Source organism: Comamonas sp. SCN 65-56 (genome assembly GCF_001724135.1).
Lineage (GTDB): Bacteria > Pseudomonadota > Gammaproteobacteria > Burkholderiales > Burkholderiaceae_C > Comamonas_C.
Genome location: NZ_MEDS01000001.1, coordinates 95719 through 107747 on the forward strand (window position 1 = coordinate 95719; position 12029 = coordinate 107747).

8 protein-coding genes are annotated in these 12029 nt (G+C 65.2%); 5 read left to right on the top strand and 3 right to left on the bottom strand.

What is annotated here, in order from left to right:
* Nucleotides 1–5: 5 nt before the first annotated feature.
* From dnaE to ABS45_RS00460, 5 genes are all read left to right on the top strand, one after another.
* Nucleotides 6–3548: a DNA polymerase III subunit alpha gene (dnaE, locus tag ABS45_RS00440; protein ID WP_291551691.1), complete on the top strand. Its 3543-nt coding sequence runs from the start codon at nt 6–8 to the stop codon at nt 3546–3548.
* Nucleotides 3549–3674: 126 nt separating this feature from the next.
* Complete coding sequence (gene clpS, locus ABS45_RS00445; protein WP_024539487.1) at nt 3675–4031, top strand: ATP-dependent Clp protease adapter ClpS; 357 nt, start codon at nt 3675–3677, stop codon at nt 4029–4031.
* Nucleotides 4032–4088: 57 nt separating this feature from the next.
* Nucleotides 4089–6449, top strand: a complete 2361-nt coding sequence (gene clpA, locus ABS45_RS00450) for an ATP-dependent Clp protease ATP-binding subunit ClpA (RefSeq protein ID WP_291551697.1) — start codon at nt 4089–4091, stop codon at nt 6447–6449.
* Nucleotides 6450–6553: 104 nt separating this feature from the next.
* Nucleotides 6554–7603: a tellurite resistance/C4-dicarboxylate transporter family protein gene (locus tag ABS45_RS00455; protein ID WP_291551699.1), complete on the top strand. Its 1050-nt coding sequence runs from the start codon at nt 6554–6556 to the stop codon at nt 7601–7603.
* 74 nt (nt 7604–7677) lie between these two features.
* The gene (locus ABS45_RS00460) at nt 7678–8793 is read left to right on the top strand and encodes a lipoprotein signal peptide (protein WP_291551702.1); all 1116 of its coding nucleotides are present in this window, start codon (nt 7678–7680) and stop codon (nt 8791–8793) included.
* A 13-nt stretch (nt 8794–8806) separates the two neighbouring features.
* Here the strand turns inward: ABS45_RS00460 and ABS45_RS00465 are convergent, their stop codons facing one another.
* The 3 genes from ABS45_RS00465 to ABS45_RS00475 are packed head-to-tail and all read right to left on the bottom strand — an operon-like array spanning nt 8807 to nt 11998.
* Nucleotides 8807–10120 carry an O-acetylhomoserine aminocarboxypropyltransferase/cysteine synthase family protein gene (locus ABS45_RS00465; RefSeq protein WP_291551704.1) on the bottom strand — a complete coding sequence of 438 codons (1314 nt, stop codon included), beginning with the start codon at nt 10118–10120 and terminating at the stop codon, nt 8807–8809.
* A gap of 58 nt (nt 10121–10178) precedes the next feature.
* Complete coding sequence (locus tag ABS45_RS00470; RefSeq protein WP_291551707.1) at nt 10179–10700, bottom strand: CoA-binding protein; 522 nt, start codon at nt 10698–10700, stop codon at nt 10179–10181.
* Complete coding sequence (locus ABS45_RS00475; protein ID WP_291551708.1) at nt 10697–11998, bottom strand: lytic murein transglycosylase; 1302 nt, start codon at nt 11996–11998, stop codon at nt 10697–10699. The genes ABS45_RS00470 and ABS45_RS00475 overlap by 4 nt, the downstream gene beginning before the upstream one ends.
* Nucleotides 11999–12029 lie beyond the last annotated feature (31 nt).

The following is a 12029-nucleotide window of genomic DNA, read 5'->3' on the forward strand; positions in this document are numbered from 1 at the left end:
GTCGGATGTTTGTCCATCTGCGCCTGCATTCCGAGTTTTCCGTGGTCGACGGCACCACGCGCATCGATGAGGCGGTGGCCAGTGCCGCCGCGGATGGCCAGGGAGCGCTGGCCATTGCCGATCTGAACAATCTCTTTGGCGCGCTCAAGTTCTACAAGGCGGCGCGCGCCAAGGGTGTCAAGCCGGTGATCGGCGCCGAGATCTTTCTGGAGGATGCTGCGGGTGCGGAACCCTCACGCCTGCTGCTGCTGGTGCAAAACCGCCAAGGCTATTTGAACCTGTGCGAGTTGCTCACGCGTGCCTGGATGCAGGGCGTGGTGCGTGAAACGGCGGTCTGCCGCTGGCAGTGGCTGCACGATCTGAACGAGGGACTGATTGTGCTGTCGGGTGCGCAGGCGGGCCCCGTTGGGCGTGCGCTGATGGCGGGCAGCGAAGCGCTGGCTGCCGAACAGGCGCTGGAGTTGGCGGCACTGTTTCCGCACCGCTTCTACCTGGAGCTGCAGCGCGCCGGCCGCGACGATGACGAGGCGCATGTGGTGGCCACGGTGCAACTGGCGGCGCGCCTGAAGCTGCCGGTGGTGGCCACGCACCCGGTGCAGTTTCTGGCCGCCGATGACTATGAGGCGCACGAGGCGCGCACCTGCATTGCCGAAGGCAGCACGCTGGGCGATCGCAGGCGCGTGCGGCGTTTCACGCGCGAGCAGTATTTCAAGAGTGGTGCGCAGATGCGCGAGCTGTTTGCCGACGTGCCCTCGGCGCTGGCGAACACGGTGGAGATCGCACGCCGCTGCAGCTTGTCGCTGGTGCTGGGCAAGCCGCAGTTGCCTGATTTTCCGATTCCCGCCGGGATGACGATGCAAGACTACTTCCGCCAAGTCTCGCAGCGAGGGCTGGAAGAGCGCCTGCAGCACCTCTATCCCGATGCCGCCGAGCGCGAGCAGCAGCACCCGCATTACCAGGAGCGGCTGGATTTCGAGCTCGGCATCATCATCGAGATGGGCTTTCCGGGCTATTTCCTCATCGTGGGCGATTTCATCCAGTGGGCCAAGACGCATGCCTGCCCGGTGGGGCCCGGGCGCGGTTCGGGCGCGGGCTCGCTGGTGGCCTATGCACTCAAGATCACCGACCTGGACCCGCTGCAGTACAACCTGCTGTTCGAGCGCTTCCTGAATCCCGAGCGGGTGTCCATGCCCGACTTCGATATCGACTTCTGCCAGGCCAACCGGGACCGGGTGATCGATTACGTCAAGGACAAGTACGGCAAGGAGGCGGTGAGTCAGATCGCCACCTTCGGCACCATGGCCGCCAAGGCGGCGATCCGCGATGCTGGACGCGTCATGGACATGAGCTATACGTTTTGCGACGGCATCTCCAAGCTGGTGCCGGCCAAGCCGGGGCAGACCTACACCCTGGCCTACCCTCCCGAGCCCAGGAAGGAGGGCGACAAGCACAACTACGCGCTGGAGCTCGAACCCCAGCTCATGGCGCGCGTGCAGGGCGAAGAAGAAGTGCGCATGGTGGTGGAGATGGCGCAAAAGCTCGAAGGTTTGACGCGCAACATCGGCATGCACGCGGGCGGCGTGTTGATCGCGCCGGGCAAGCTCACCGATTTTTGCCCGCTCTACCAGCAACCGGGCAGTACGTCGGCGGTGAGCCAGTTCGACAAGGACGACGTCGAGGCGATCGGCCTGGTGAAGTTCGACTTTCTGGGTCTCGCCACGCTCACCATCCTGGAGCTGGCGCGCGAGTTCATCATCAACCGCCACCCGGGGCAGGAAGGTTTTGCGTTCGAAAACATTCCGCTGGACGACGCGCCCACCTACCAGCTGTTCCAGCAAGGGCGCACCGAGGCGGTGTTCCAGTTTGAAAGCCGCGGCATGCAGGGCATGCTCAAGGAGGCCAAACCCGGGCGCCTGGAAGACCTGATCGCGCTCAACGCCCTGTACCGCCCGGGCCCGATGGACCTGATTCCAAGCTACATCAACCGCAAGCACGGCAAGGAAGAGGTGATTTACCCGCACCCGCTGGTGGAGCCTGTGCTCTCCGAGACCTACGGCATCATGGTCTACCAGGAGCAGGTGATGCAGACCGCGCAGGTGCTGGGCGGTTATTCGCTCGGTGGCGCCGACTTGCTGCGCCGCGCCATGGGCAAGAAAAAGGCGGAAGAGATGGCCAAGCACCGCCAGATCTTCCGCGAGGGCGCCGCAAAGAAGGGCATTGGCGAATCCACGGCCGACGAAGTGTTCGACCTGATGGAAAAATTTGCCGGCTACGGCTTCAACAAGTCGCACGCGGCCGCGTATTCGCTCTTGGCGTACCACACCGGCTGGCTCAAGGTGCACTACACGGCGGAGTTCTTCTGCGCCAACATGACCATAGAGATGGACGACACCGACAAGCTCAAGGTGTTGTTTGAGGATGCCATCCGCGAGGGCCTGTCGTTCGAGCCGCCGGACATCAACCGCGGGGTGTACCGGTTTGAGCCAGTCACGGACAAGGTCATCCGCTACGGCCTGGGGGCCGTGAAGGGCACGGGCCAGCAGGCGATAGAGGCCATCGTTGCGGCGCGTGAAGGCAGGGGTGCGGGGCCGCAGGGCGGCACGCGCGGGCCGTTTGCCAGCCTGTTTGATTTCTGCGTGCGGGTGGACCGCACGCGCATCAACAAGCGTACGGTTGAGGCACTCATAAAAGCCGGGGCTTTTGATGGACTTAGCCTTGACAGGGCTGCGCTGACGGCTTCCATAGATATAGCGTTTGACTACGCCCAGGCGCAGCTCGCCAATGCCAACCAGGGCGGGCTGTTTGACATGATGGGCGATGGTGCCGTGGGCGCCAGCAACGAAGAGCCGCCGCTGGCCAGCGTGCTGCCCTGGGATGTGCGCGAGCGCCTGGCACAGGAGAAGACGGCGATTGGCTTTCACCTCTCCGGGCATTTGTTTGATGCGGTGGAGGGCGAGGTGCGGCGCTTTGCCGCGACGCCGATCGCCCGGCTGGCCGATACGCGCGAAACCGTGGTGGTCGCGGGCATCGTGGCGGACTTGCGCGTCATCAACGGACAGCGCGGCAGGCTCACGCTGTTCAAGCTGGACGACAAGAGCGCGGTGATCGAGGTCTCGGCCGACGAGGGGGTGGTGGCGTCGTGCGCCGAGGTGCTGCGCGACGATGAGGCCATCATCATCAATGGCCGATTGCAGCCCGACCATTTCAACGGCGGCCTGCGCTTGAAAGCCCAGCAGGTCTGGGGGCTGGCCGAGGCCCGGGCCCGCTTTGGCAGGTATCTGCGCGTGCCGGCGGGCGCTGGCGTGCCGGATGTCGCGGCCTTCGTGCGGCGCTTTCCGCCCAGGATCGAGCAGACGGAGGATGGCCACTCCCTGGCGCTCGGCCTGTGCGTGCGCCTGGCGCTGCGCTGCGAGGTGGACGGGCAGGCGGCGCTGGCCGAGTTGCAGCTGGGGGAAGCCAGCCGCTTTTTCCCGTCCGATGGGGCGCTCGCGGCATGGGGCGCGCAGGCGCAGGCCGAGGGTGTCAGCGTGGTCTACGGCGTTTCTTAATAGCAGCAGGCGCACGGCTGGCAAGGGGATGCGCGGCGATTGAGCGGCGCGGGCCGGGCGAACGCTTGAAAAGCCCGGTTGTGGCACCAAATCCACAACGATCACGCTTTGCGGCGGATCGCTAGAATGGATTTCATGGTTACCAAAGCGCCCGTGCCGCCACCCCGCGAGCCGTCCTGGGATGACGGCGGCTCGGTGGTGGCCGAGCGGCGCACGCAGAAGCTGCAGCCGCCGCACATGTACCAGGTGGTGATGCTCAACGACGATTTCACGCCGATGGAGTTCGTCGTCGTCGTGCTCCAGGAGTTCTTCAACAAGGACCGCGAAGCCGCCACGCAGATCATGCTCAAGATTCACCTCGATGGCAAAGGCGTGTGCGGCGTGTATTCGCGCGACATCGCCGACACCAAGGTGGCGCAGGTGATGGATGCGGCGCACAAGGCCGGCCATCCGCTGCAGTGTGTTTCCGAGCCTGTTGAATGACAGCCACCCCGCCCTGATCTACAGTTAGTCCCAACCGCAAGCCAAAGGAGTTCTCACATGATTGCCCAGGAACTGGAAGTCAGCTTGCACATGGCCTTCGTAGAGGCCCGCCAGCAACGCCACGAGTTCATTACCGTGGAGCACCTGCTGCTCGCGCTGCTGGACAACCCGAGCGCCACCGAGGTGCTCAAGGCGTGCGCCGCCAATATCGATGACCTGCGCGCGGCGCTCAGCAATTTCATCAAGGACAACACGCCGCAGGTGGCCGGTACCGAAGAGGTCGATACCCAGCCCACGCTCGGGTTTCAGCGCGTGATCCAGCGCGCCATCATGCATGTGCAGTCCACTGGCAACGGCAAGAAGGAAGTGACCGGTGCCAACGTACTCGTCGCCATCTATGGCGAGAAGGATTCGCACGCCGTGTACTACCTGCACCAGCAGGGCGTGACGCGCCTGGATGTGGTGAACTACATTGCCCACGGCATCAAGAAGGGCGAGGCCGCCGAGCAGGCCAAACCCGAGGCGCCGCAGAGCGAGAGTGAAGAGGGCGCGGCCCAGGGCGGCGAACGCAGCGAAAAGGCGTCGCCCTTGGAGCAGTACACGCAAAACCTGAACCAGGCGGCCAAGGACGGCAAGATCGATCCCTTGATCGGGCGCAACTACGAGGTCGAGCGCACGGTGCAGATCCTGTGCCGCAGGCGCAAGAACAACCCGCTCCTGGTGGGCGAGGCGGGCGTGGGCAAGACCGCGATTGCCGAAGGCCTGGCCTGGCGCATCACGCAGGGTGATGTGCCCGAGATCCTCAAGGATTCCACCGTTTACGCGCTGGACATGGGCGCGCTGCTGGCGGGCACCAAGTACCGCGGCGACTTCGAGCAGCGCCTCAAGGGCGTGCTGAAGAACCTCAAGGACAAGCCCAGCGCCATCCTGTTCATCGATGAGATCCACACGCTGATCGGCGCGGGCGCAGCTTCGGGCGGCACGCTGGATGCCTCCAACCTGCTCAAGCCCGCGCTCAGCTCGGGCGCGCTCAAGTGCATAGGTGCGACGACCTACACCGAGTACCGTGGCATCTTCGAGAAGGACGCGGCGCTGTCGCGGCGCTTCCAGAAGGTGGACGTGATCGAGCCGACGGTGGCCGAGACGGTGGAAATCCTGAAAGGTCTCAAGAGCCGCTTCGAGGAGCACCACGCGGTCAAATACGCTGCCGCTGCCCTGCAAGCCGCGGCCGAGCTGTCGGCCAAGTACATCAACGACCGGCACCTACCCGACAAGGCGATCGACGTGATCGACGAGGCGGGCGCGGCGCAGCGCATTCTGGTGCCGAGCAAGCGCAAGAAGACCATAGGCAAGACCGAGATCGAGGAAATCGTCGCCAAGATCGCGCGCATTCCGCCGGCCAATGTCAGCAACGACGATCGCGGCAAGCTGCAAACGCTGGAGCGCGATTTGAAGAGTGTGGTCTTCGGCCAGGACAAGGCGCTGGAGGTGCTGGCGTCCAGCGTGAAGATGGCGCGCTCAGGCCTGGGCAAGGGCGACAAGCCCATCGGCGCCTTCCTCTTTTCCGGCCCCACCGGCGTGGGCAAGACCGAGGCGGCGCGCCAGCTCGCCTACGTGATGGGGATCGAGCTGATTCGTTTCGACATGTCCGAGTACATGGAGCGCCATGCCGTGAGCCGCCTGATCGGTGCGCCACCGGGCTATGTGGGTTTTGACCAGGGGGGCTTGCTCACCGAGGCCATCGCCAAAAAGCCGCACGCGGTGCTGCTGCTCGACGAGATCGAGAAGGCGCACCCGGACATCTTCAACGTGCTCTTGCAGGTGATGGACCACGGCACGCTGACCGACAACAACGGGCGCAAGGCCGATTTCCGCAACGTCATCATCGTGATGACGACGAACGCCGGCGCCGAGACCATGAACAAGTCCACCATCGGCTTCACCACGCAGCGCCAGGCGGGCGACGAGATGGCCGACATCAAGCGCCTGTTCACGCCCGAATTCCGAAACCGGCTCGATGCCATCGTCAGCTTCAAGGCGCTCGATGAGCAGGTCATCCTGCGCGTGGTGGACAAATTCCTGCTGCAACTGGAGCAGCAGCTTGGCGAGAAGAAGGTGGACGTGACCTTCACCGACGAGCTGCGCAAGCACCTGGCCAAGAAGGGGTTCGACCCGCTGATGGGCGCGCGGCCGATGCAACGCCTGATCCAGGACACGATACGCAAGGCGCTGGCCGACGAGTTGCTGTTCGGCAAGCTGGCCGATGGCGGGCGCGTCACCGTGGACGTGGAGCACAAGAAAGACGACAAGGGCGTGGAGAGCGACGAGATCAAGCTCGACATCCAGCCGCTGCCCAAAAAGGACCGCTCCAGGAGCAAGGAGGCTGCGGAACATGAGGAAGAAGCCGCAGCCGATTGACGGCACTTGTACATCATTCCAACCCGCCCACTCGGCGGGTTTTTTCATGAAAAGTGGCGCCGGCGCATGCTGGTAAAGCGCTGGCAGCTACTAAAATTTTGGTCATGACGGCACTCTCCACCTGGCGCGCAGGGCTGGCGGACCTCTCGCCCGCCAACTTCGGCCTGGTGATGGCGACGGGCATCGTGGCGCTGGCGGCCGACATGACCGGGCTGACCTTCGTCGCCGGCGCAATGTTCCTGCTCAATCTGGCGCTCTACGCCGTGCTCTGGGTGCTTTACCTGCTGCGACTGGCCCTGCATCCGCGCCGCTGTTTTGAGGATCTGACGGACCACGCCACCGGCCCGGGCTACTTCACGGTGGTGGCGGCCTCCGGGGTGCTGGCCTCCCAAGTGCTGCTCCAGGGCCATGAGGTCACTGCCGGGCTGGTGTTGGGGGCAGTGACGCTGGTGCTGTGGGTACTGTTCACTTATGCGATTTTTTTCGCCTTCATCGTCAAAAGCGACAAGCCGGCGCTTGCGCAGGGCATTAGCGGCTCCTGGCTGCTGGCGGTGGTGGCAACGCAATCGGTGGCGGTGGCAAGCGCGCTGCTCTCGCCGCATCTGGCGGCGGACCTGCGCCCGCTGCTGAATCTCCTGGCACTGGCGATGTGGCTCTGGTCGGGCGTGCTCTACCTCTGGATCATGGCCTTGATCTTCTACCGTTTCATGTTCCTGCGCCTCGCGCCGCAAGAGCTGGTGCCTTCGTACTGGATCAACATGGGGGCACTGGCCATCTCCACGCTGGCGGGGGCGTTGCTCATCCAGCAGGCACCGGCGGTGCCATGGCTGGAGCAGATACTGCCCTTTGTCAAGGGCGTGACGCTGCTGTACTGGGCGGCCGGCAGCTGGTGGATACCGGTGCTGGTGCTGCTGGGTGTTTGGCGCCACGGCGTGCGCCGCTATCCGCTGCGCTATGAGCCGCTGTACTGGGGGCTGGTGTTTCCGCTGGGCATGTACGCCGCATGCACCTGGCAAATGGACAGGGCGCTCGCCATCCACGTGCTGGATGGGGTGGCGTGGGTATTCCTCTGCGCCGGACTGTTGGCCTGGTTGCTCACTTTTGCAGGATTGGTTCAGCGTTTGCTGTCGCAGCGCCCTGGAACACGTTCTTAGGGTTGTGCGGCTTGTTGGTGACGCGCATTGAACCCAGAATAGGCGCGCACCTATCGCGCAGGGAGTCGCCCGTCATGCCATTGGCCCCACGCCAGCTTTTCTCCACGCACGGCAAGCCCATGTGCTGGCATGCCCTGTCAAGCTGCCTGAAGACCTTGTTTTGCATGGTCTTGACGGCCCTGATGGGTGTCTTGGCCCAGACGGCATGGGCTGGCGCCTATGACGCTGGCATGACGCAAGTGGAATACGTCGATGCTGCCAGCGGGCGCACGCTGAGTTACATGTTGATCTACCCGGCTGCGGCAGCGGACGGTGCAGTGCCATTCAGGATGCCGATGACCCAGGGCCTGCGGTTGTATCAGGACGCGCCGGCCTCGCCCGATGGTGCTCGCCATCCGCTGGTCGTGCTGTCGCATGGCGCAGGGGGCAATGGCTCCAACTATGCGTGGCTGGGGCAGTACCTGGCGGCCCGCGGCTACATCGTGGCGCTGGTGCACCACTATCGTGCCAACACCTACGACCGCAGCGCCTTGTACGTGCGCAGCCGGCTTTGGCAGCGCCCGCGCGACATCAGCCTGGACATCTCGCACCTGTTGCAGGACAAGGTCTGGGGGCCTCGCATCGATCCCGGCCGCATTGGCGTAGCGGGACATTCGCAGGGTGGATTTGCCGCGCTGTGGCTGGGCGGCGCCCAGATCAATCCAGAGGCGTTCATGCGCTATCAGCGTGGCTGGAAGAACAACCCCCTGGTGCCCGCCCACATCCGCGAGCGCATGCAGGTGGACGCAGCGCCTGCGCAGCACCTGCGCGATGACCGGGTGAAAGCGGTTTTTGCCATGGCGCCCGGTGTGATTCAGGCGTTTGGCATGGATGCCGAGGGTTTGCGCCAGACTCGGGTGCCGGTCCATTTGATCGTCGGCGCGGCAGACCGGGCCACACCTGCCGATGAAAACGCCGCGTTCGCGGCCTTGCATATTCCCCAGGCGCAGCTGCAGCTCTTGCCCGGGCCGGTGGGACACGAAATCTTTACCAATGAATGCGACGCAGATGGCCGCGACAATTACGCCGAGTCCTGTGTGGATGCGCCTGGCGTGAACCGCGCCGATCTGCACCAGACCATCGGCGAGGCTGCCGTTGCTTTCTTTGAAAAGGCATTTGAAGCCCAGCCTCTGTCGCGCTCAAATGACTGATGGTGCCATGCCTTCAAGCGCAGGCCCGATCCAGCGCCTGATCGATATCCCAGAGGATGTCGTCCACGTCCTCGATGCCCACCGACAGGCGCACCATGTCGCTGCTGACCCCGGCGCGGGCGAGTTCTTCGTCGTTGAGCTGCCGGTGCGTGGTCGAGGCCGGGTGGATCACCAGCGTCTTGGCGTCGCCGATGTTGGCCAGGTGACTCAAGAACTCGCAGGCATCGATGAACTTCTCGCCCGCCGCTGCCCCGCCTTTGATGCCGAAGGTCAGCAGCCCCGACGCGCCCGGTGCGCCATCCACCGCGCGAAACTGCTTTTTCGCAAGCTGGTGATAGGGCGACTCGGGCAGGCCGGGGTAGTTGACCCAGGCGACCTTGGGGTGTTCTTTCAGGTGCTTGGCCACCGCCAAGGCATTGCGGCAATGCGCCTGCATGCGCAAATGCAGCGTCTCCGCGCCCTGCAGCAGCAGCCAGGCGCTCATCGGCGAGAGCACGCCGCCGTAGGTGCGGTTGACCTCCATGCGCGCCTTCATCGTGTAGCCGAAGTCGCCAAAGGTCTCGTAGAACTTCACGCCGTGGTACGCCCGACTGGGCTCGATCATGTCGGGGAATTTGCCGTTGTCCCAGGGAAAGCGCCCGCTTTCCACCAGCACGCCGCCCATCGTCGTGCCGTGGCCGCCGATGTATTTGGTGGCGCTGTGCACCACGATGTCGGCGCCCAGGTCGAGCGGATTGCACAGGTATGGGCTGGCGACGGTGTTGTCGATGATGAGCGGCACGCCGTGCGCGTGCGCCACCTCGGCAATGGCGGCGATGTCGAGCACGTTCACCAGCGGGTTGCCCAGCGTTTCGCCGAAGACCACGCGGGTTTCGGCTCGCATCGCGCGCTCGAAATTCTGCGGATCGGCGGGATCGACGAAGGTGGTCTCTATCCCCAGGCGCTCAAAAGCTATGCCGAGTTGCCCGACGCTGCCGCCATAGAGCGTGCTTGCGGCCACCACGTGGTCGCCGGTCTTCAGCAGCGCGAACAGCGCCGTCATCTGCGCCGCCATGCCGCTGGCGCAGGCCAGCGCCGCGCGGCCGTTTTCCAGGCTCGCCATGCGTTCCTCGAACACCGCCACCGTCGGGTTGCTGATGCGGCTGTAGACGTTGCCGAAGGTCTCCAGGTTGAAGAGCTGGCTCGCGTGCTCGGCGTCGTCGAAGACGAAGCTCGTCGTCTGGTGGATAGGCGTGGCGCGCGCGCCGGTCACGGGGTCGGGCTGCGCCCCGGAGTGGATCGCGCGGGTGCCGAAGCCGAAAACGTGGTCGCCCTGGGGTGTGGTCATGGTATTGAATGGAATAGGGCTGTAACGCTTGTGCAGCAAGCGTCAGAAGCTATGGTTTTCAGTAAGGCAGCTGCCTTGCCCGCTTGGCCGTGATGACCTTGGTGTTCACCCCCACCCAGCCCAGGCCGCCAAACAGGCGCGCATGCTCGATCTTCACGCAGCGGTCTTGCACGACATCCAGCCCGGCGGCGCGCGCCTTGGCGGCGGCTTCTTCATTGACCACGCCCAGTTGCAGCCACAGGCAGGAGGCGCCTATCGCGACCGCCTCTTCGGCCAGCGGCGGAATGTCCTCGCTGCGGCGAAAGCAGTCGACCATGTCGATCGTGCGGCCCTGCGCCGCCAGCGCTTGCGCGGCCTCGCTCACGCTGGCGTAGGCCGTCTCGCCCAGGATGGCGCCGCCGTCCCTGGCGACCAGCGGGTTCACCGGCACGATGTGGTAGCCGTGCGCCTGCATGTACTGCGCGGCGAAGTGGCTGGGCCGGTGCCACTGCGGCGACAGGCCGACGACGGCGATGGTGCGGCAGCGCGCGAGGATGGCGCGCAGCTGGCGGCTGAGCAGGGGCGGGGATGCAGCGTTCATGAGGTGGCCGCTTTTGCTTGCTGCAGCAGGCGCTGGAGCAGGGCTTGGGTGGGGTAGCCATCGGCGATGAGGCCCTGGCTCGCTTGGTAACGGCGCAGTCCGGCGCGGGTGGCGGGGCCGACCACGCCGTCGACTTCCCCCGCGTCCATCCCGAGCCGGTTGAGCGCCGACTGCAGGGCTTCGATATCGCTGCGACTCAGCGTCTTGAGCTGGCGTGGCCACGGCGCCAGCAGGCCCGGGTCGCCGTCGATCTGGCGCGCCAGCAGCGAGACCGCCAGCGCGTAGTTGGTCGAGCTGTTGTAGAGCAGCAGCACGCGGAAATTGTTGCCCACCATCACCGCAGGGCCATTTGCGCCGGCGGGCGTGAGGATGGAGGCGCTCTGCATCAGCGGCAGCGGCTGGCCGTTCATCGCACGCACGCCCTGCACGGCCCAGGCGTCGCTGTCCTGGCGTACGTTGAGCTCGGCGCGGCTGTAGTCGAATGCGGCGGGCAGGCGCACTTCCACGCCCCAGGGCTCGCTCGGGCGCCAGCCCGATTGCGCGAGGAAGTTGGCGGTCGAGGCCATCACGTCGGGCACGCTGGCCCAGATGTCGGGCTTGCCATCTCCGGTGACATCGACCGCGTACTTGAGGTAAACCGACGGCAGAAACTGCGTGTGGCCCATCGCACCGGCCCAGGAACCGATCAGGCGGTCGGCGCTCATCAGCCCCTTGTCGACGATGGTCAGCGCGGCCAGCAGCTCGCTCTTGGCCCAATCGCGTCTGCGCCCGTCGTACGCCAGCGTGGCCAGTGCATCGACGGTGCGAAAGCTCCCGAAATGCGCGCCATAGCTGCTTTCCACGCCCCAGATCGCAATCAGGATGCTGGCGGGCACGCCGTATCGCTGGGCTGCGTCGTCGATGGCCTTGGCGTAAATCTGGTGCTGCGCCTTGCCCGCCAGGATGCGCTGGAGCGAGACGGCGCCGTCCAGGTACTGCCAGACGGGACGCACGAATTCGGGCTGCGCGCGGTCGAGCTCGATCACTTGCGGCAGCCAGCGCGCCTTGCCCAGCGTGGCGGCAATGGTGGCACGGCTGATGCCGGCCTTGAGCGCGTCTTGCGAGAAACCGGCGATCCAGGCGCGAAAACCGTCGACCGGGTCGCTCGTGTCAGGGGGCGTTGCGGTGGTGGATGCGGGCGATGCGGCGGCAGGGCCCGGTGGTGCGGCCAGCGTGGTGCAACTGGCCGTACCCAGCAGAGTGGCCAGAGCGAGGATGAAGGCGGGAGCGCGCGCGGAGGAAACGGATGTTGAGCGCATGCCCGGATTGTGCCCAAGTTGGAAGCCGCGC

Excerpts from the sequence above, each read along its gene's own strand:
- dnaE (WP_291551691.1), top strand. The coding sequence starts at position 6 with ATGTTTGTCCATCTGCGCCTGCATTCCGAGTTTTCCGTGGTCGACGGC.
- clpS (WP_024539487.1), top strand. The coding sequence starts at position 3,675 with ATGGATTTCATGGTTACCAAAGCGCCCGTGCCGCCACCCCGCGAGCCG.
- clpA (WP_291551697.1), top strand. The coding sequence starts at position 4,089 with ATGATTGCCCAGGAACTGGAAGTCAGCTTGCACATGGCCTTCGTAGAG.
- ABS45_RS00455 (WP_291551699.1), top strand. The coding sequence starts at position 6,554 with ATGACGGCACTCTCCACCTGGCGCGCAGGGCTGGCGGACCTCTCGCCC.
- ABS45_RS00460 (WP_291551702.1), top strand. The coding sequence starts at position 7,678 with ATGCCATTGGCCCCACGCCAGCTTTTCTCCACGCACGGCAAGCCCATG.
- ABS45_RS00465 (WP_291551704.1), bottom strand. The coding sequence starts at position 10,120 with ATGACCACACCCCAGGGCGACCACGTTTTCGGCTTCGGCACCCGCGCG.
- ABS45_RS00470 (WP_291551707.1), bottom strand. The coding sequence starts at position 10,700 with ATGAACGCTGCATCCCCGCCCCTGCTCAGCCGCCAGCTGCGCGCCATC.
- ABS45_RS00475 (WP_291551708.1), bottom strand. The coding sequence starts at position 11,998 with ATGCGCTCAACATCCGTTTCCTCCGCGCGCGCTCCCGCCTTCATCCTC.